Raw genomic sequence first — 20542 nt, 5'->3', positions numbered from 1 at the left:
ATAATTTTATCGATTAATTGCCATGTATAACCTAATTTTCAAATTAGTTTGTTATTATATGTGTAAACATAAGAAGCATGCCAACCGGCATGCTCCTGCTTTTTAGCGCTATCTTTTGATAGAACGCGTCCAAAATCCACCATGGAATTGTTTGGGTTCTACGGTAATAATAAAAGCTTTTGAATCGAGTTCCAAGATCGTCTCATACAGTTTTTTCTGGTTTTTTCGTTTCGCCAGTATTTCCATTACCAGCCGATCTCCATCTCGCCCATTCCCAAGCCAAGAAGTTACGCCATACCCTTTATCCCGAAGCGTCGTCACAATCGTACCACGGGTCTGGTCGCATATTACCTTGACGGTTATATAACCAAGTGCGATCTTTTCTTCAATCCAAGCACCGATCAGAATACCTAATCCATAACCAAGTGCATATACAACGAGAGCCGAGATCTGGTCTAAATAGTTGAGCACCAAATTCAGTCCGAGTACATAAATCACAATTTCGACCATACTAATCAAAGCTGCAATGTACTTTTGACCCTTTAATGTCAGAATCATGCGTAGGGTATACGCCGAGACATAAACAATTTGGATTGCAAAAATAAAAAGTAGTGTTTGAGCCATCGCTACACTCTCCTAACTGCCGAACTTTCCGCAAAACGAACTTTTTATCTTATAGAACGAGAAATGAATAGGTCTTCTTATGAATCATAAACCATACCATCCAAAATACCACATCTTTGTTGTCGTGAAACCCCTTTTTATTAAATTTCATATATTAGCCAGCGGAAAGTTACTTCTAAGTTCATTGGCAAAGCAAAAGAGCACCTGTCATTACTGACAAGTGCTCTTCCTATTCTTTTCAGCGGGAAGCTATATTAAATTAGTCGTCCTCACGGTCGATGTCAACAGATAATACATCTCCCGTATTAGCATCAATGGTAACATCAGCTTCATACTTATTATTTACGAGTTCAATTTCATACTCATAACGTCCATCATCAAGATCAAGCTCCGTGCTGATCACCTTGCTGTTATCCAGTTCTTTTAAGGCAATCTGGGTTGCTTTTTCAAGTGAAATCTTAACATCTGCATCCGAAGTCGTTACTTCGAAATCAAGATCTTGATTTACAGTAAGCACTTTTCCTGTATAAGCATCAATCAGAACGGTAGCATCGGCCTTAGCTGACTCGATCTCTACCTCGTAGTATACTTTTCCATTCTCTTTCTCTAAATCAATATCATCAATGGTACCTTGTACCTCTTTAAGCGCTGCCTCTTTTGCCTGTTGAACCGTGATCATCTTGCTTGTAGTTGAAGTGGATGTGGATGTTGGTGCAGAGGATAGTTGACTAGCCTCTACCGTTGATTCTCCACCTGTATACGCTGCTGCTCCACCAATTACGAGCGCCGCACTCAGAACTCCACCCGCTAAAATACGTTTATATTTCTTCATATCTCATCGACTCCTCTTCTTATTTTTTCTTTCGTCTCACTTGCTGCTTACAAATACATCTTACCTCTGCCAAATGAGAGTAAAGAAAGAGTTAGATTAGAATTCGATGAGAAAAGAAGAAGAGTTTCTTAAGAATTAGTCGTCCCAGGTCACCGATTGAACTTTTCCAGTGATCGCATGAATTTGAATAACGGCTTCTTTATCATCGTCCGTCTCAATTTCCACTAAATAATAGGGATGGCTTGTGTCTTCGCCTCGAAGTTCGGTATCATCTACTTCGCCTGCCACTTCTGCCATAGCAATCTTCTCTACTTCTTCTTCCGCTAGAAATTTTTGTTTCTCTTCTTCGTCAGTTTCTTCGTCATCCTCTTGATCGATGGTAACCGTTTGTCTCGACAGCACTTCTCCTGTATAAGGATCAATCTCAAATAGAGTACGCTCTGTATCCGTCTTTACTTTTGCTTTGTAGATATCTTGGTCTTCCTTCGTAATCAGCTCTAAAAAGAGCAGTTTGCCTCCGGTTTCACTCAGCAACTTCTCTTTCACTGTATCCCGGCTAAGAATGGCACGTTCTTTCTCCCCTGATTTACTAATTTGCTGAATAGATAATATGCTTCCATTGCTGCTATCCACGGTAAACTCATACGTTCCTGTATCCGTACTTATTCGTAAGTGGTATTCCCCATTCTCAAGTGAACTCTTCTCCACTGTACCTGGATATTGGCTTATCACCGTCTCTTCCACTGCCTCGGCTGACAGAACCGAATCCGCATGATTCCATGGCTGAACAAATAAGAGAATCAGTCCGATTAAAACGGCAGCTCCGCCCCCCGCATATCCTAGCTTTTTCTTGATATCCATTGTAAAAAGCTCCTTCCTGTTTACACTTCACACTTGGTTTCAGTATAGCGCTTAACTATGAGAATTCTCTGAGAAAAACAAATCATCTTACCCTTCTATTTAGGCAAGATGACTTGTTGGAAATTGTATATAAGCAGTGGTGCCTTTACCGTAGGTACTTTCTAAACGAATTTCTGCCTTAATCTGTGCGGCAATCTCACTCGCTAGTGACAAACCAAGACCCGTTCCGCCCTGTTTGCGGGACCTTGCCTGATCTACCCGATAAAAACGGTCAAATACTTTGGGAAGTTCATCGGCAGGAATCCCTGGCCCATAATCCGTTACACTTATAGTAATGTAACTCGCATCAGGCTGAACACGGATAAGGATGGAGTCCTCGCTATATTTTCTGGCATTATCCAGTAAAATAACGAGCAATTGCTTCGCCTTGTTGATATCGGTAGAAGCAATGCAAGGTTCAGATGACGCAGTTTCGACCTTTATTTCCCTCTGATACGCTGTCCCATAAGAGCGGGCCATATCGCTTACCATGCTGGTTAGATCGTGCTTCTCTAAGTTGATGCTTCCGGACTCCGTTTGTCTAGCCATCATCAGCAGTTGTTCTGTCATCTCTCGCATCCGGATAGCTTCGGAATGAATTGCTTCGACAGATTCTTCAAAGAGGTCTGGGCGCGACATGCCTCTCCTTTTTAGTAGGCTGGCATAGCTCTCAATCACCGTCAGCGGTGTCTTGAGTTCATGAGAAGCATTCGAGACAAATTGTTCTTGTTTCTCATAATTTCGCTCAAGTCTGCCCATCATCCGGTTAAAAGTCTCACCCATTTCGTATAGCTCGTCTTTGGACTGGTTCTGCAGATCAAGGGTTTTGAATCCGCCGCCATCCTCAATGATCTTCATCGTCTGCGTCATACTCGATATCGGCCGTATAATAATACTTCCAAGCAGCCTGCTTGAAACAAGTACAGCTAGTAGAGCAACCAGGCTGACTGAGATCAGTACAACCTGGAGCACCTTCAGATTGTTATCTACACTTGCGAGGCTTTCTGTCACTTGAAGGTTCACCACTTCTCCATCGGCCCATATGACGGGCATGGATACAAAGACATAACGTACATTGTCTATTTTTAACACTTCGGTATGTTTATTAGGATAAAAAGTAGGGGTAATCTGAGCCAGGCGCTGTTCTGAGAGCGAAGTAACCGCAGGCGGGTTATCGCCTGTCATTCTCACCATCCTAAGCATCCCTTCTGCTGGAACAAAAGAACGCAGCAAATCATCCGGAGCTACGATATCAGCTGCATTACGCACACCCGTTGAGATCGAGTTCGCTTCTGCTTCTGCTCTTTTCATCTGGGTATCTGTCGACATTCGGTCAAACATGAAATAGATAAATCCATTAATCAGCAGCAGCAAGACAATAAAAAGTACCGAAGTATATACATAGATGGTTGTACGTAGCTTCATGTCTCGGTCCTGAGAACGTAACCTACACCGCGAACCGTATGGATTAGCGGGGAACGTCCATGATCTATTTTCTTACGAAGATATCGGATATAAACATCTACCACATTGGTGTCACCCATGTAATCATACCCCCATACTGCCTCGAGAATCTGCTCCCGGTTCAGGACTTGCCGCTGATTACGAAGTAAATAAACCAGCAGATCAAACTCACGGGGAGTAAGCTCTATTCCATCTTCAGCTCGCAGTACCTCTCTAGTTTTTTCATTAATCTTCAGGTCACCGGCGGATAGCCATACTTCCTGGTTCTGATTTGGTTCTTCTGTTCCCGTCATGCTTGATTTCTGAACTTTACTATGTAAGCGGAGGGCGGCACGGATCCGGGCAAGCAACTCTTCAATCTGAAAAGGTTTTGTGACATAATCTGTCGCCCCAAGATCAAGGCCGGAGACCTTATCTTCTACGGAACCCTTAGCTGTCAGCAGAATGACAGGGATGTGTTCGTCATGACTGCGTATCCGCCGCAAGACTTCGATCCCGCTAAGACCCGGTAACATGATATCAAGTAATACAAGATCAAAATCACCATTTTGAAAAGCTTCCAGCCCTTCCGTACCGCTCATTGCCTTGGAGACGTCATAATCTTCATACTCCAGTTCAATTTCTAACACCCTAGCAATCTTCTCTTCGTCTTCCACTATGAGAATGGATGGTTTCATAGCTCCTCCTCCGCTTTATTCAAAGCAACATTATATATTTTGCACAACTTCTTGAATCGAATGCTCTCCAGACACTAGAGGAATCGCTTTTCTATAAGTATTCTCTGCATTTAATACAGCTACAATCACGGATGCCACATCTTCACGCGGAATGCTGTTCTCTCCATGTTCCGTATCTGTTGTTATTTTACCACGACCCGGTTCATTCAACAGCCCGCCTGGGCGCAAAATCGTATATTGCAGTGATGACTCTTCCAATAGCTTATCTGCATAATGTTTGGCTACGTAGTATGGTTTAATTTGATCTGACCAGCGCGTCCGATCTTCTGCATGCAGAGCACTTACCATAATATATCTTGAGATTCCTGCCTGTTCTGCAGCCTCCATCGTTTTAACAGCTCCATCAAGATCGATAAGCAGCGTCTTATCTAAACCAGTGTCTCCGCCGGATCCTGCCGTAAACACGATTGCATCACTGCCTTTCATCGCGTGTGCAAGCTCATCCACGGATCCTTCCAGATCCGCAAGTACAGGCTCTACACCTGCCTTATCAAAGGCGTCAGCCTGCCCTCGCTTCCGAACCATTGCTCTTACCGTATGCTCCTTGTCATCCTTCAGCTGTGAGATAACCTGTTTCCCGATCTGTCCGTTTGCCCCAATTACTAAAATATTCATCCTTCATTTCTCCTTTCAAAAGTGAAATTCATAACATCCATTCTCTCCCTTCATTTACCCTTCAGGCATGATATATAACAAGTTTGCTCAGGATGAAGTGTAAGATGATCCCTCCTTATAAGATGAAAAAAGAAGGCAGACAACCCATGATGGGCGTCTGCCTTCCTATTCTTCTATCGAAATAGATTAGTACGCAAGAGCGAACAAACCATCGATATGTTTTAGATAACGGATGTTACTTGCTTCTTTCATAAGCGTTGCAGGCAAGCCTTTCAGGCGAGTCTGGCTTCCGCCCAGCATAGCAATCGCATCTTTACGTCCCAAGCTTCCCAGCGTACCGGAGAAGACTGGAGTAAAGACTTCAAAATCGCCGCCTTTGATGGTAGCAGCAAGGTTATGTCCAATGGTTTCACCCATTTGCCAAGCAAGCTGAGCTGTTGGAGGATAAGGACGAGCACCTTCGCTAGGAATCACGACTGCACTATCACCCGCGATGAATACATTCTCGTGGGAAGTAGAGTGTAGTGTTTCTTTTACGGTTGCACGGCCACGGTTTACTTCGATACCACAGTTAGCTACCACTGCGTTACCTTGTACTCCGCCTGTCCAGATCAGTGTGCTGGTTTCGATGGAACTTCCATCTTTCAACATTACTGTGTGTTGCTGCATTTCTGTGATTGCCACACCAACGATGAATTTCACACCGCGTTTTTCAAGACTTGTTTGAGCACGCTCAACAAGCTCTGGCGGGAATCCTGCAAGAATAGAAGGACCTGCTTCTACATTGTAGAGTTGTACTTCTTCACGTTTGATTCCTTTTTGTTTACATACATGATCCAGAATGTCAGCATATTCGCCAACAAGCTCGATACCTGTCAAACCGCCGCCGCCGACAACGATTGTTGCGTCTGCTTTGTTTCCGGTTTTTTTGTAATTATCCAGGCAAGCTTCCACGTGTGCACGGATTTTGTTAGCATCACTTACGGATTTCAGAGTAAAGCTGTACTCTTGAAGTCCTGGGATACCGAAGAATGCAGTTTCACTACCTAGAGCAACGACAAGGAAGTCATAGCTGTAGATTGTTCCGCTCTTCATAACAACTTTGTTCTCATCTGGTTTAATCTCAGATACCGTGTCAATTTTAAGATTTACGTCTTTACCACGAAGAAGTTTCTCCAGTGGAAGTGCAACTGCTTTTTCTTCGATGGAACCTGCAGCAAGACGATGTAATTCAGTAATAATTTGGTGAGTTGGGAAGCGGTTTACAACCGTAATGGTTGCTTCTTCAGCGGACAAGTATTGACGTGCTGATAGCGCGCTAAGCAAGCCGCCGTAGCCGCCGCCCAGGATCAAAATTTGCTTCGACATATCCATCCTCCGTTCTTACTTTCGTATCAATAACTTTTTAGTCTTGTTTTTGCCCTTGACGTTCGTTGAGCACATTAAGAAATGCTTGAGCAAAACGAAGAGATTGTTGTACGTTAGGATCTTTCAACATTTTGAGCATACCGAAAAGACCAACAGAAGACTGTTCCGCATGAGCACGGTCTCCAGCTTCGATAGCCGCGGATGCTACCCCTTTTGCTTTTTCTACAACAGGCGTTGTAAATTCTCCAAGAGCGACTTTCATGTCGTTAACGAAGACTTTATCTGTTGCCAAGCCTTGAGCGAAGTCATAAGCTTTTGTCATAGCAGTTACCATTTCAGCCAGTTTAGGTAGATTCTCCACAAGAACAGTAAGAGACTCTTGAACCTCCGGCTTCATCAATTGATCAAGTACATCCTGATTTTGTGCAGGAGCTGCACCGTTTACTGGTACCTCTTGTTGAGTCGGTTGTGACATAAGAGAACGTCCTCCTTTACTTTGGGTTAAAAAGCCCGCTTGCTTGACCCTACCTGATAATCAAATGAACGATCCGTGAGTGTACATTGTAATGTAACAAATTTCACACATTAGAAAAAGCCGCGGCCTTTCAAGCGGCACAGGCAGCTTTACCCTACACATGTGATGTACTTCATGGATCTTTTGCAAAGATGAATAGTTGTTTATTCCATCGCAATCACAAATTTATCCGAACAGGCCAATTACGAACCTATACCCTAATATTACACTTATTACACATAAACACGAGTTAAATCTAATTATACTTGTGAATACCTTGTGAACATTGTAACAAAACCTCTATTTTTGTCAATACAATGAATTTTTGCTTTTAGGCTTGAAAAAGGCACTTATTCTCCCCTTTTCTACTATATACAGTACTAGTTAATACCATAGCTAACTACATCTACTTATTATAAAAGTATAATTTTACCATTCCCGTTTTTTTGAAATGACTTTCCTTTTTTAACTTACAGAATAGCAGTGGGAAGTCCTATAGTCCCCACACCCAGCCCTCGCCAGTTGAAAAAATCAGCATATGGTAGTAAGTAATAACATTAACTCGTACGGTTGTAAATGGTGCGTGGGCTAAATTGTAATTATAGGGCGCCCGGTTCCCTTCACCATTTTATGAGATCCAGACTTGACCCGCTGGGAGGCTTATGCTCGCTTTTTTTCATTCTGACTACCAACACTAGGACTTCTCTGCTGCAATTTGTTCTGATCGTATTTTATGATGATTCTATAAGTTCGATTGTCCAGTTGAGTTCTTGAATACGCGTATCAAGTGTGCGATGTTCTTTAGCAAGTTCATCTACTTGTTTCTGCAGTGCGCTGATATCAACGGTTGTTATAAATTTAATCTCTGTCCTGCTGGACCGGTCATAACGAATAGACGCCGTATCCATGACATCACTGAGAACACTTCGTTTCAATTGGAGCTTCTCCCGGCGTGCAAGCGCATCGGTAATCGTCATTCCTTGTTCGTATTCTGTCTGTGAATTGGTTTTGTTAATTTTCTTAACAAGGGACTCAAACTGCTCAAGTACCCCATTCAGTTCACGAAAAAGATCAGACGGATTCTCGGCTGCCTCTTCACCTTCCTGAATCTTAATCACATTACGCAAACGAAAACGAAGTTCTTGAATTTTCTTTTGTAGATCGGAACGTAGGATGAGTGCTTCGGCAAGTTTCATAATATTAGGTAAGCCTCCACATATTAAAAGTATTCTTATTGTAACTCATCGGTTTGCTAATATCCAATCCCTTACATTTATCTTGGCTTGGCTCGGATTTCCTTCTGATTAACACCTCTTCATGTGTGGTACATAACAGTAAATAGTAATTTTTGGAATATAAAAATATAAGCCATGATAAAAGGCACCTATGCCCTGAATTCATGGCTTTATTTCTTCCTAAGGAGGGATTTCATTATGAAAACGACTCATTTAGAGACTCGTGTTTATTACTTTAAGGATGATGGAACGATTCCCAATAACCCCGAGCTGCCTGTCATTCTCTACCCAGGTGCATTACGCGGTGAGGAGCAGAATACCGAAATTATTTTTAACAAGCATAACTGGCGAAACAGCTGGACAGGTGGGGTGTTCCCTTACCATCACTATCATAGCAACTCCCATGAAGTACTCGGCGTCATCAAAGGATCGGTCAAACTCCATATTGGAGGAGAAAAGGGAATTATTCTGACTGCATCTGCCGGCGATGTTCTGGTGCTTCCTGCTGGAACAGGTCATAAAAAACTGGAGTCCAGTCCTGATTTTCGGGTGGTAGGGGCCTATCCAGACGGTATGTCCTACAATACCCACACGGGAGACAAAGGGGAACGACCGCAGGTAATCCGTGAAATTGCTCGTGTTCCTCTTCCAGATCAAGATCCACTGCTAGGTGCCGAAGGTCCGCTGCTTGTCCACTGGAAAAAGGCAGACAACCCTAATTAATTTAGGAGCTGTTTCATAATGGCAATTAAATTCGTACCGATAAAGGTCACGTAAAACACCATAATTCCTTTACCATTCCGCCGGATCCAGATTAGACTTTTCTGCTTCATATTTAGATGAAAATAAAAAGACCTGCCATCCGTTATTTCGAGGCAGGTTCTTTTCGATTACTCTATGATATCGACTCTGAAAACTTCATTGACTGGTGCATCGCATCCGGCGATACGGACGACAGATCTGGAGAGGATACAGACATTTTCCCACATTCATGGAGAATGTGCTCCACATGTTCCAGAACGTCTTTTACTGCTTTACCACAAGATTGACACTTCATTACAAATCACCTTTAACCTTATATTATTAACCAAGAATGGGTTCAATTCTAACTTGAGTCCATGTCCTTGTTATGCTCAACATGGATGTGAGGTATTACTCGATATTTGGCTTCTTTCCTTGCCCTCTTCCTATTAACCTCCTGCCAGTCTCACGAAACGGAAATGAACCTCTCCTTGGTCCGAATTTCCATTATATTCAGTCAATTACCGAAATATGACACCTTTTTGCCTGCTAAAGTAATAAACGCTTCAAATAAAAAAAGGTTTCGTGCGTTCGTCCATTTTTACCATATATTGTTGACTAATCCTTTGTTTGGTTGTATGGTTAATTACATAAGTAACTAACCAACTTGGTGGTGATAATGTATGGGTATGCAGATGGATGATGACCGGCCGATCTTTTTACAGATTGCAGAACGAATTGAAGATGACATCCTCGAAGGAAGGCTCCCCGAAGAATCCCAGGTCCCTTCCACGAATCAATTTGCATCCTTTTATCAGATTAATCCAGCAACAGCGGCCAAAGGTGTGAATCTCCTGGTCGATCAAGGAATTCTGTATAAGAAGAGAGGGATTGGTATGTTTGTAGCAGAAGGAGCACCATCTGTCCTTGTGGAGAAGCGCCGTGAGCAGTTCTATGAACAGTTCATTATCCGGATGGTGCAAGAAGCGCAGAAGCTAGGGATCAGTAAAGCCGAATTGTCTGAAATGATACACAGGGAGGAGAAGTAGCATGGCAGATGTAATTGAGTTAAATGGCCTGACCAAAAGCTATGGTAAAACATTTCATGCCCTCCGGGATGTCAACCTCTCCATTCAGGAGAATAAAATTTACGGACTGCTTGGACGTAACGGGGCAGGTAAAACAACACTGCTTCATCTCATTACTGCCCAGCTCTTTCCTACATCAGGAGAACTTAAAGTATTTGGCGAAGCGCCCTATGAGAATAAGGAAGTTCTTCGGCAAATTTGTTTTATTAAGGAAAGTCAAAAGTATCCCGATACATTTCGAGTATGTGATGTACTCTCGGTAGCCTCTTCTCTTTATCCTAACTGGAATGCTCTACTTGCTGATTCCCTAGTCTTACAATTCAACCTTCCCATAAATCGAAGAGTCAAAAAACTATCAAGAGGCATGCTTTCTTCTGTCGGCATCATTATCGGTCTTGCAAGCCGTGCTCCGCTTACGATCTTTGATGAACCCTATCTTGGACTTGATGCCGTAGCCAGACAATTATTCTACGACCAGTTGATTCAAGATTATATGGATTATCCGCGCACGATTATATTATCTACTCATCTTATTGATGAGATTAGTGCCATGCTCGAACAGGTGATTGTACTTCATGAGGGTAAGCTTCTGCTAAATGAAGAAGCGGAACAATTTCGAGGATCTGCTTTTCATGTTAGCGGCAAGCAGTCCGATGTAGAGCGCTTCGTTACCGGAAAAGAAGTGCTTCATGAGGAAGTACTGGGCTCCATGTGTAGTGCTGTCGTTCGCACAGCTGACCAAAAGAACTTCCGCAAACAAGCGGAATTAAACAACATTAAGCTTGCTCCTGTCTCCTTACAACAGCTCATGGTGTACTTGACCAAACAAACGAACCAGGAAGAGGTGAATGAAGTATGACCGCGATCAAAACTGTAATGCGTACCCATCTTGTGGATTATTGGTTATGGCTTTTCGTCCCCCTCATCGTGCTCACGAGCAGTTTTATAGTTAATTTGTTAGTCAGTATATCGATTGGATCATTTACGACCGGCGGGTTGATTTCCATTTATGGGTTCGTGATGAGTGTTGGAATGGCGGTAATCCCCATAAACTTCTCATTTTCACTCAGTTTCGGTATTCGCCGTAAAGATTACTTCTTAGGAACAATCAGTTTGTTTCTTCTCTTCAGCCTTTTCGATTCCATTGCACTTACCGTCCTTAGAGAAATAGAACAGCTTACTTCAGGCTGGGGTACAGGGCTGCACTTCTTTGATGTCCCTATCCTTAGCAGTCTCTCCTTCTTGCATTTGATCTTGCTGAACTTTGTCGTCATATCTCATTTGTTTCTCTTCGGTTTTCTGCTATCAAGTATAGTGAGAAGATTCGGTAAACTGGTCTTAACAAGCCTCCTCCTGCTCACCGTCATCCTTCTAGGAACAGGCAGTGTTCTAATGACGTACTGGAAGTATTGGGACGAATTTGGCAGGTGGGTCATGACTTACCAGACCGATATTCTTTGGTTCCTCGCTCCTCTTACTTTGCTATATGCTCTCCTATGTTATATGTGGCTGCGAAAGTCCACGATCTAACATTCATAAAAAAAGAAGCATCCCCGGTTTAAACAGGGATGCTTCTTTTGCACTTACGCAGGTAGATTTGGTTTTTTAGGTTCACCGGCTCCTCGCTGCGGTTTAGGCAGGTTACCGAACAGAATCCACGATTTAGAGAAGTGAGATGCCAAACCAACCACAATATAAGATCCGATTAACGCAAGAAGGAATCCACCGACATACCATAAGTGATGAAGAATCGAAATCCCGGTTTGCGGCGGAAACTCACGATAGACAAGCAAGAAGAAGGGGTGAATTAAATAGATCCCGAAGGAGAACCCACCAATCTTAGACATCGTACGTACCAGAGCGCTCTTACCGTTGCCATATAGCAGGAAGGCAATCTGGAATAACACCAGTGCTGCAGAGAAGGTATGCAGATTCCACAGGAATTCATACCAAAGCGAATCATATACCGCAATTCCTTTACGGTTCAAGTACCAGATATACACATGTGCCAGGCCTGCACAGATCCATATAATCCATAAAAGTGCCCATGCTGTAACCTTTCCTGGTGTAGCGTATTTTCTCTTAATTACAATCCACTCTTTAATCTTAGGGAAGTACACACCCAGACATGCGCCAAGCATGAAATAGGCAAAGTATGATAAAGACCAGCTGCCTTTATTCGCCACGCTGATTACACCGTATTTATTCATTAGAATAAATCCCCACTGAATGGCAAGTCCGATGGGAACTGCCCATTTAACGAGAGAAGGTAGTTTTTTGAAAAAAGCGAGTACCAGCGGGAACATAATATAAAACTGCATATTAATAAATACAAAATATAAGTGAGTGTACGCTTTACCTGTAAACAACTTGGTAGTAAAACTTACGATGGTATCGATCAGAGAACGATCCGGGTAGTACACAACATGTAAAATTAGAAAATAAAACAATGAGAACATAAAGTAAGGAATGAGAATGTAAAGCAATCTCTTCTTATAAAAACCAAGAACCAGTTTCTTATCCAGCGGTCTAGTATAGTAATTATAAAACAACACAAAACTACTTAAGAAAATAAACGTCGGTGTACCAAACTTCATGAAAATATTGAAAAAGTTGTACAGCCAGTACATCCCCGAATTCACCATATCTACGGTAGCAAACGAAGTCGAGTGTACGCTAAGTACGCCAAGAATCGCAATGCACCGGACAAGATTAAGCTCGGGCAGACGTTCCCTTTTTTCAGCTGTCATAGTTTGACTCATTATATTAACTCCTTGGGTTTAGTATATTGATCGATAGAGACGTTCCATTCGATCGGCTTAAAATCACTTTATCTATAGTAAAACTTCTGAAAACAATTTACATTAAAAAACCCTTAACTTAATAATAATAACAGAATTATTTAAGGAATTGGACAAATTACGATAACATCTATTCCAAATATAACCTATAAATGAATAAAAATGGAGTTATACATTCCGTAACTCCTATGTATCTTGACATGAAAAAGCCGCCTTTACGGCGGCAAAAACATACGCTGAGCAGCGCATAATACGGACGCTCCTGGTGGAAGCTAACGACAGATGATGAATTTTATAACGCGCGGACACCGATTCTGAATCTTTGGAAGCTGGTCGCTCCACGAGCGCATAACGACGCCAAGCACCATTTTTCCAGCGGTAATGCATAATGAAGGCACGAATCCATTCATCCACTGCGTTCGCTACCCATACACCCAGCAGTCCCATATTCAAATGGAAGACAAACCAATAACCGAGCGGAAGGCTTACGCCCACCATAGAGATTAGCCCCATATACACGGGAAAACGGGCATCCCCCGCACGCAAGGAGTTAATCATAATCATGTTACACGTTCTTGCCGTTTCCAGGACGATACTGAACAAGAGTACTTGAGATCCTAGTCTGATAATTTCTGCATTATCCGTAAAGATCCCGATCAGCGGTTCCCGAAGTAGAATAATAATAATATCAACCGTTATCGTGGAAATAAGGCCGATTTTCACACTTTTCTTCACTCTCGCGGGCTTCATCTTGCTTTCCTGCGCCGACGAATCGACCCGTCAGAATCGATGTTCCCAGGGATACAGCCATACTAAATAAGTAGATATAATTAGAAATCTGAGCTGCATACTGCCTGGTAGCAAGTGATTCGGTTCCGAGATAAGTTACATAATACAGAAAAACGAGCTGACACATTTGATACGTAATTTGTTCAAAGGCGGAAGGAATACCGATATTCAGTATCTTATTTACATACTCTTTGGAGATCATGAAATAATGTCTCCATTCAATCCTTACGGCCATTACTTTATAAAGTAACCAAACAAAGATCGCAACACAGACCAGCCTGCTGACTACGGTCGAGATCGCCGCTCCTTGTACACCCATCGGACTGAATCCAAAATGACCGAAAATGAGTGCATAGTTACCGACTAAGTGAATGAGATTCATTACAAGTGAGACAAGCATGGTCTGCTTGGTGAAACCATAGGTACGAATAATCGCGGACATGATATTAATCAATGCTTGTAAGAAAATACCCCCGCCGACAATCGTTATGTATGTATTCCCGAGTTCCAGGATTTCGCCATGAAGATTCATCAATTGTAAAATGTGACGGCCGCTGAATACAAAAATAACACTAATGATGAGCCCCACACATAAGTTAAGGGTAATCGCTACGGCAGATACGCGAGATGCTTCGGCAAGTTTCCTTGAACCGATATACTGAGCTACCACAATAGCGGCTCCATTACCAATCACCTCAAGAATGAGGATGGCGATGGATACGATTTGATTGGAAGTCCCTACCGCAGATACAGCCTCATCGGACACGGCACTAATCATAAAGGTATCTACAGTACCCATCAGCATAAATAACATAATTTCTAAAAAAATGGGCCAGGTTAATGAAAAAAGATTAAGATTTTCTGTCTTAAGAACACGCCCGTCGGCTGCTGTTGTCATAGATTCACCTTCAGCTAAGTAGTAAATGTTTGTATTTTCATAAAATTGCGTAATTTTTTCTGAAACAAACCGTATCTTAGCATAAAATTTTCATATATGCACGATAATTTACCATCTTTTTTAAACCATCACGAAAGAAGAGAAATAGCTTTCTTATCTTGTTTCCCGCCATATATATTTTCTAGTTATGGTTCATTTCTCCCCCGGGGTGGTTATTTCTGAATAAAAGCACTTATAGATTGCGGCAGTCTGACATCAAACAGACCACTAACTTTACGGTGTGCTGTAGTAAGAGAATGATAACTAATGAGAGGGGGCGGCCGTATGATAAAACGCAATCATACCATGATGCAATTCTTTGAATGGCATGTAGATGCAGATGGAGCGCACTGGAAACGTCTGTCTGAAAGAGCTCCTGAGCTAAAAGAAAAAGGAATTGATTCCGTATGGATTCCTCCTGTTACTAAAGGCAGTTCACCTGAGGATACCGGATATGGAGTATATGATCTCTATGATTTGGGGGAATTTGATCAGAAAGGCACGGTGAGAACGAAATACGGAACGAAAGAGGAGCTTCTCGCAGCCATGGGCGTCTGTACTCAAAATGGAATCGCGGTATATGTAGACCTTGTTATGAACCATAAAGCGGGTGCAGACGAGACCGAACGGTTCCAAGTCATTGAAGTCGATCCGAACAATCGTACGAAGGATATCTCGAAGCCGTTTGAGATTGAGGGATGGACAAAATTTGATTTCCCTGGGCGTGGAGATACCTATTCTTCATTCAAATGGAATCATACCCACTTTAATGGAACGGACTACGACGCATCGGAAGGAAAAACCGGCATTTTCCGAATGGCCTCCAATAAAGAAGGCTGGGATGATAACGTAGATGATGAATTTGGGAATTATGATTACCTGATGTTCGCTAACATCGACTATAGAAAACCAGAAGTTCGCGAAGAGATGATTAACTGGGGAAAATGGATGATTGATACCCTCCAGTGTAATGGATTCCGTCTGGATGCGATTAAACACATTAATCATGACTTTATCAAACAGTTTGCCAAGGAAATGATTAAAAAACGTGGACAGGATTTCTATATTGTCGGTGAGTTTTGGAAGTCAGATCTTGCTGCCTGTCAAAATTTCCTCGATACGGTTGATCATCAAATTGATCTGTTTGATGTGTCACTCCATTACAAGCTTCATGAGGCTTCACTTGCAGGAAAATCATTTGATCTAACAACGATTTTCAATGATACGCTTGTTCAAACCCACCCTACCCATGCGGTTACCTTTGTTGATAATCATGATTCTCAGCCGGAAGAAGCACTGGAATCTTGGATTGATGACTGGTTTAAACAAAGCGCATACGCACTAATCTTGCTCCGTCAAGGCGGATATCCTTGTGTATTCTACGGAGATTACTATGGCATTGGCGGGGAAAATCCGGTGGCTCCGAAGCAAGCTGCGATTGATCCTCTGCTAGCCGCAAGATATCATCATGCCTACGGTGACCAAGTGGATTACTTCGATCATCCCAATACGATTGGCTGGGTAAGATGCGGTGTTGATGAAATCCCTCACTCCGGTTGTGCCGTAATTATCGGTAACGGGGACAATGGAGAGAAGCGGATGTGTGTGGGTAAAGAACGTGCCGGACAAACTTGGTATGACATTACAGGAAATCAAGAGCAGACGCTTACGATTGAAGAAGATGGCTGTGCCAACTTTATCGTCAAGGGCGGAAGTGTCTCTGTCTGGGTGGAACAAGTTCTAGACCAGGAAGAAGATGAGCAGAAGCAAGAGTCGGAAGCTTAAAATAATGCAAAGAAAGAGACAGAGCTGCAATAGGCAGGTCTGTCTCTTTCTTTTATTGTTCTTTGAGCTCAGGATCAATAAGATCTGTCGCTGCTGTATTTTCATCCATCCAATTATCGAGGAGTTCTTGGGCCTCTGTTAACCCTTGATCACTTAGCATGTAATACCAACCATACTGGTTATTCTCCCCCTCACCCTTCAGCATGTAACTGCTCATCTGAGGTACGGATCCTTTCTCGTACAACAACTCTGCCAGATCAATAATAAAATCGGAAGTCATATCTGTCTTCATATTCGAACTCGCAATATCCATTAGCTGTGGGATCTTTGTAATATTACCTAGCGATAAAGCGCGTTCTGTCGCTTGCTTGATAAAGATCCGCTGACGCTCTGTTCGCTTATAGTCTGAATCCTCACGATATCTTACATAGTTCAGAGCATCCGCACCGTCATAAATCGGTTTATTCGGCTCAATTCTAAGCTTCACATGATATCTTAATTTATTCTCAATGACTTCGTTAATCGGTAGTTCCACTCCGCCAAGGGCATCGACTACTTCCACCAGTGCTTGAAAGTTCACCTTTGCGTAATAATCGACTTCCGTCTCCAGTAGCTGCTCCACCGTCTCTACACTCATTTTGGTTCCCCCGAAGGCATAAGCTGCGTTGATTTTATTCCTCTTTTCTTTCCCTGCAATCGGAACATACGAGTCGCGAGGCAGCGACATCAATAACATTCGGTGCTCTTCAGGACGGAATACCGCATAGATCATCGTATCTGATCTTCCGACATCCCCTTCTCTCTCATCTACACCAAGCAACAACATGCTGAAGGGTTTTGTCAGTTCCCCCTGTTTTTCTTCATCTCCAGCCGGCCCGGTTACCTTAATTGGTTCGTAAGAATCTTTAAAAGTATCCTTTACTGTATCCTCCAAAAATAGCTGAAATGCAACAGCAACTAGTTCTTTACGAAATGCAAACCCCATTGTTCCTATAAGCAAGAGAATGATCGCTGTAATGATAAGCGGCTTCTTTGATTTTGGTTTTTTCTTTTTTTGGGTCTGGTATCGTTTACTCCGCGTCAGCGGGTATTCTTCTTGGTCACTCATGCGCTTCTCCTCTCTGTACTCTTTTTCTTTTTTTCGACAAATACGAACTATAATTTCAGGCTTTCATTACATTTATACAAATAAGGGTTATGTACAGTTCTGCTTACAAAGGGATAACGCAATTACTATACTACAAGTTTCCATAATAAGGAATCTCATTTTGGTAACAATGTCGAAATCTTGCTTTCCTATTTCAAAATACTGCTCTATTAGCAAAGGAAGCCTATAATATAACAATAAAGCAGAGGGGGAGAGTGAGATGCAGGAACAAAGTGGACTTTTTGAAAAAGTGTATCAGGCTGTATTAGAGCGCAGTGATCGATATGATGGAATTTACTATACAGCGATTCGGACAACGGGCATCTATTGCCGCCCCTCTTGCCGCTCTAGGACGCCTAAACCAGAAAACGTAACGATATACTCGGCTACAGATGCAGCAGAGCGAGATGGGTATCGTGCCTGTAAACGATGTCAGCCGGACATCAAAGAACTGCATAACCCGGATAAGGATATCTCGGAGCGCGTCAAATCCTATATCGATCACCATTACTCAGAGTCGGTGAGCTTAAACCGCCTGGCAGATGAGATCAAAATGAGCCCCTATCATCTACAAAGAGTATGTAAAAGAGTAACCGGGCTCACCCCCGCAGCATATTTGCAGAAAGTACGACTGGAAAAAGCAAGAGAAGAACTCCTAAGAAGCGACCTCGAAATTCGAGATATTGCTGACCTTATCGGGTATAAAACCACCTCTCACTTCATTGCGGTCTTTCAGAAAACAATCGGTCAAACACCGCAGCATTATCGAAAATCAAGCGAAAGAAGGGATACAACGTGACCCTTGTCTATTGGACGAAGGTTCAGCATGCTTTGTTACAAAACAAATTTTTGTATCTAGCCGCAACCGAACATGGAATCTGTAAAATTACCTGGCCGTCAGAAAACGGGGAGTCATTCGAATCCTGGATTTATCGCCACATCCCAGGTGCTTCCCTGATGCAGGATGAACAGCAGCTTGAACCTTATACAAAACAGCTTACAGAGTATTTAAGTGGAGAAAGATTTCAGTTCTCTGTACCTCTTGATCTTCGCGGAACTGCTTTTCAAATGGAAATATGGGAAGCACTACAGCAGATTCCGTATGGAGAAACACGCAGCTATTCTGATATAGCAAGTCATGTCGGGAGAGCGCAGGCGGTACGTGCTGTTGGCACAGCAAATGGAGCGAATCCCATTCCCATGCTGGTTCCTTGCCACCGGGTTATCGGCAAGAACAAGAACCTCACGGGTTTTCGCGGAGGACTGCATTTCAAAGAAGCACTTCTTACACTGGAGGGATATCATGACTACACCCGAAAAGGACATGCCTGTTTTGAATTCTAACAATCGCTATATCGTGGACGAGACATCAGCAAATCACATAGAAACAGAAAGAAAACTGGCATTGCCTGAACTTTTCAATTACTCGGAAGTCCTCTATTACCTAAACCGTTCTACACTCGAATGCCTGCATGAAGTGGAAGAGGAACGAATCTACAAATCACTTGATATACAGGGTAGACCTATTCCTGTAGAAATTCGTTATGAGGCATTATCCCATGCTCTATTCATCCGCTGTCTATGTGCAGAACCTGTCTCTGCAGAAGATTGGAATCTCATCTTTCTTTTTATAGAGGAATGGTTTGATCTTCGGAGGGATCTTGCCCCTTTCTATCAACTGGCAGAGAACGATCCTTTGCTCGGTCCACTGGTTCAATCTTTATATGGACTTCGAATTATCGGGGTTCCTGATCTGTTTGAAGCTCTGTGCTGGGCTGTCATTGGACAACAGATTAACCTTACTTTTGCCTACACGCTCAAGAAACGACTCGTTGAGAATTTTGGAGAGACCTATGAGTGTAATGGAAGGACCTATTACCGCTTCCCCTCTCCCTCGGCACTGCTTGATCACAGCACAATAACTGGTTTAAGAGAACTGCAGTTCACAAGCAAAAAAGCAGAATATATCGTGGATATCGCTGGGCGGATTGTACAAGGAGAATTACAAAAAGAAACGCTACTGGCTTCCGGATATGAGGCAGCGGAAGAGACAATGCTTCGCATTAGAGGAATCGGTCCTTGGAGCGCTCATTATGTCATGATGCGCTGTTTGCGTAATCCTGCCGCATTTCCCATAGGAGACGCCGGACTGCATGCGGCTCTGAAGAAACAACTCGGCCTGTCCGCTAAGCCCACTCCTGCTGAGATTAGAGCCATTTTCGAACCTTGGAAAGGGTATGAAGCTTATGCTGTATTCTATTTATGGCGGAGCCTTACGTTATCGTAAATACAAGAAGAGCGCAGCGGAGATTTACCTGCTGCGCTCTTTTTCACCTAAATAGCACTCTATCAAATAGTAAGTTCAGCTTACATTCTTATGCTTGGACTATGGAAGCAAGCTTGTTCACAATGCCGCTCCAGCCTTGATCCATACGATCACGAACCAGACTGTGTTCTTCTCCAAATGAAGTTTTCTCCCCAGCTTTCCAGCCGCCATGGATTAAAGTGAACTCGGTCTGCCCTTCTTTTTCTTCTAACCTAAAAGTGAGTACCCAATCTTTATCCCAAGTAAAGCTCAGTAGATTCGGTGGATCTAACTCTGTTACTTTACATTTTGACTTCCCAAAAGGTCCTGCTTCGAGAATAAATTCCTGTCCAAGCACAGGTTCAAAGGTACTTGGCATAAACCACTGTGCAATACCCTCTGCAGTAGAGACCTGCTTCCACACCTTCTCCATACGTGCATTCAGCAGAATGGTTTTTTTTATTTCGGGCAATGATGTTGTCATAAGTTGCTCCTTCTATAAATAGTTTCTTACCTCGTTTCATCGTTTACTAGTTAAGAATGCGGCAATGATAGCACCTTTTGATTACACGTCAATGGAGTATCTATGGTTTTCTAATATTGTGTAACTTGCTTTCCAGATTTATGCATTAGGGAATGTTCGTGATAAACTACATCTAT

General features: G+C 42.7%; 21 protein-coding genes and 1 pseudogene. 8 read left to right on the top strand and 14 right to left on the bottom strand.

Annotated features, from left to right (window positions below):
• Positions 1-108: 108 nt before the first annotated feature.
• From ACWPWY_RS19945 to ACWPWY_RS19905, 9 genes are all read right to left on the bottom strand, one after another.
• Positions 109-624: a DUF2179 domain-containing protein gene (locus ACWPWY_RS19945; protein ID WP_454193359.1), complete on the bottom strand. Its 516-nt coding sequence runs from the start codon at positions 622-624 to the stop codon at positions 109-111.
• A gap of 259 nt (positions 625-883) precedes the next feature.
• Complete coding sequence (locus ACWPWY_RS19940) at positions 884-1456, bottom strand: PepSY domain-containing protein (RefSeq protein WP_454193358.1); 573 nt, start codon at positions 1454-1456, stop codon at positions 884-886.
• A 135-nt stretch (positions 1457-1591) separates the two neighbouring features.
• A complete protein-coding gene (locus tag ACWPWY_RS19935) occupies positions 1592-2317 on the bottom strand; it encodes a PepSY domain-containing protein (protein WP_454193357.1) in 726 nt (241 codons plus the stop codon).
• A gap of 99 nt (positions 2318-2416) precedes the next feature.
• Positions 2417-3781: a sensor histidine kinase gene (locus ACWPWY_RS19930; RefSeq protein WP_454193356.1), complete on the bottom strand. Its 1365-nt coding sequence runs from the start codon at positions 3779-3781 to the stop codon at positions 2417-2419.
• Positions 3778-4497: a response regulator transcription factor gene (locus ACWPWY_RS19925; RefSeq protein WP_454193355.1), complete on the bottom strand. Its 720-nt coding sequence runs from the start codon at positions 4495-4497 to the stop codon at positions 3778-3780. Before ACWPWY_RS19925 ends, ACWPWY_RS19930 begins: the two co-directional genes overlap by 4 nt.
• 30 nt (positions 4498-4527) lie before the next feature.
• Positions 4528-5172: an SDR family oxidoreductase gene (locus ACWPWY_RS19920; protein WP_454193354.1), complete on the bottom strand. Its 645-nt coding sequence runs from the start codon at positions 5170-5172 to the stop codon at positions 4528-4530.
• 186 nt (positions 5173-5358) lie between these two features.
• A complete protein-coding gene (locus ACWPWY_RS19915) occupies positions 5359-6540 on the bottom strand; it encodes an NAD(P)/FAD-dependent oxidoreductase (RefSeq protein ID WP_191802613.1) in 1182 nt (393 codons plus the stop codon).
• Between the two features lie 37 nt (positions 6541-6577).
• On the bottom strand, positions 6578-7015 hold the full coding sequence (locus ACWPWY_RS19910) for a DUF1641 domain-containing protein (RefSeq protein WP_191802611.1): 438 nt from the start codon (positions 7013-7015) through the stop codon (positions 6578-6580).
• A 770-nt stretch (positions 7016-7785) separates the two neighbouring features.
• Complete coding sequence (locus tag ACWPWY_RS19905; protein ID WP_454193353.1) at positions 7786-8250, bottom strand: DIP1984 family protein; 465 nt, start codon at positions 8248-8250, stop codon at positions 7786-7788.
• A gap of 237 nt (positions 8251-8487) precedes the next feature.
• On the opposite strand from ACWPWY_RS19905, the gene ACWPWY_RS19900 reads away from it, so the two are divergent.
• The gene (locus tag ACWPWY_RS19900) at positions 8488-9012 is read left to right on the top strand and encodes a cupin domain-containing protein (protein ID WP_454193352.1); all 525 of its coding nucleotides are present in this window, start codon (positions 8488-8490) and stop codon (positions 9010-9012) included.
• A 172-nt stretch (positions 9013-9184) separates the two neighbouring features.
• On the opposite strand, the gene ACWPWY_RS19895 is transcribed toward ACWPWY_RS19900, so the two are convergent.
• Positions 9185-9346, bottom strand: a complete 162-nt coding sequence (locus ACWPWY_RS19895) for a hypothetical protein (RefSeq protein WP_454193351.1) — start codon at positions 9344-9346, stop codon at positions 9185-9187.
• 367 nt (positions 9347-9713) lie between these two features.
• Here ACWPWY_RS19895 and ACWPWY_RS19890 point away from each other — a divergent pair, with 367 nt between their 5' ends.
• From ACWPWY_RS19890 to ACWPWY_RS19880, 3 genes are read left to right on the top strand one after another with little or no spacing between them, the layout of a single operon-like run.
• The gene (locus tag ACWPWY_RS19890) at positions 9714-10079 is read left to right on the top strand and encodes a GntR family transcriptional regulator (protein WP_454193350.1); all 366 of its coding nucleotides are present in this window, start codon (positions 9714-9716) and stop codon (positions 10077-10079) included.
• 1 nt (position 10080) lies between these two features.
• On the top strand, positions 10081-10977 hold the full coding sequence (locus ACWPWY_RS19885; RefSeq protein WP_454193349.1) for an ABC transporter ATP-binding protein: 897 nt from the start codon (positions 10081-10083) through the stop codon (positions 10975-10977).
• Positions 10974-11648, top strand: a complete 675-nt coding sequence (locus tag ACWPWY_RS19880) for a hypothetical protein (protein WP_454193348.1) — start codon at positions 10974-10976, stop codon at positions 11646-11648. Before ACWPWY_RS19885 ends, ACWPWY_RS19880 begins: the two co-directional genes overlap by 4 nt.
• Positions 11649-11701: 53 nt before the next feature.
• Here ACWPWY_RS19880 and ACWPWY_RS19875 read toward each other — a convergent pair whose 3' ends face one another.
• Positions 11702-12880, bottom strand: coding sequence for an acyltransferase (locus ACWPWY_RS19875; protein ID WP_454193347.1), 1179 nt, complete (start codon positions 12878-12880; stop codon positions 11702-11704).
• Positions 12881-13234: 354 nt separating this feature from the next.
• Positions 13235-14606: pseudogene (locus tag ACWPWY_RS19870) on the bottom strand (MATE family efflux transporter); the annotation flags it as partial.
• Positions 14607-14933: 327 nt separating this feature from the next.
• Here ACWPWY_RS19870 and ACWPWY_RS19865 point away from each other — a divergent pair.
• Positions 14934-16430, top strand: coding sequence for an alpha-amylase (locus ACWPWY_RS19865; protein ID WP_454193904.1), 1497 nt, complete (start codon positions 14934-14936; stop codon positions 16428-16430).
• A 52-nt stretch (positions 16431-16482) separates the two neighbouring features.
• Here the strand turns inward: ACWPWY_RS19865 and ACWPWY_RS19860 are convergent, their stop codons facing one another.
• Positions 16483-17538 carry an LCP family protein gene (locus ACWPWY_RS19860; protein ID WP_454193346.1) on the bottom strand — a complete coding sequence of 352 codons (1056 nt, stop codon included), beginning with the start codon at positions 17536-17538 and terminating at the stop codon, positions 16483-16485.
• 259 nt (positions 17539-17797) lie between these two features.
• Between ACWPWY_RS19860 and ACWPWY_RS19855 the strand changes: the two genes are divergently transcribed.
• Genes ACWPWY_RS19855 through ACWPWY_RS19845 form a run of 3 tightly spaced genes read left to right on the top strand, consistent with a single transcriptional unit; the run spans position 17798 to position 19864 of the window.
• Positions 17798-18376, top strand: coding sequence for a bifunctional transcriptional activator/DNA repair enzyme AdaA (locus tag ACWPWY_RS19855; protein WP_454193345.1), 579 nt, complete (start codon positions 17798-17800; stop codon positions 18374-18376).
• A complete protein-coding gene (locus ACWPWY_RS19850) occupies positions 18373-18921 on the top strand; it encodes a methylated-DNA--[protein]-cysteine S-methyltransferase (protein ID WP_454193344.1) in 549 nt (182 codons plus the stop codon). The genes ACWPWY_RS19855 and ACWPWY_RS19850 overlap by 4 nt, the downstream gene beginning before the upstream one ends.
• Entirely contained in the window at positions 18881-19864 is a 984-nt protein-coding gene (locus tag ACWPWY_RS19845) for a DNA-3-methyladenine glycosylase 2 (RefSeq protein ID WP_454193343.1), read from the top strand. Before ACWPWY_RS19850 ends, ACWPWY_RS19845 begins: the two co-directional genes overlap by 41 nt.
• A gap of 88 nt (positions 19865-19952) precedes the next feature.
• Here the strand turns inward: ACWPWY_RS19845 and ACWPWY_RS19840 are convergent, their stop codons facing one another.
• Entirely contained in the window at positions 19953-20366 is a 414-nt protein-coding gene (locus ACWPWY_RS19840; protein WP_454193342.1) for an SRPBCC family protein, read from the bottom strand.
• Positions 20367-20542: the final 176 nt, after the last annotated feature.

Source organism: Paenibacillus sp. Marseille-Q7038 (assembly GCF_965111595.1).
This window is presented reverse-complemented; position numbering and strand designations above follow the sequence as displayed.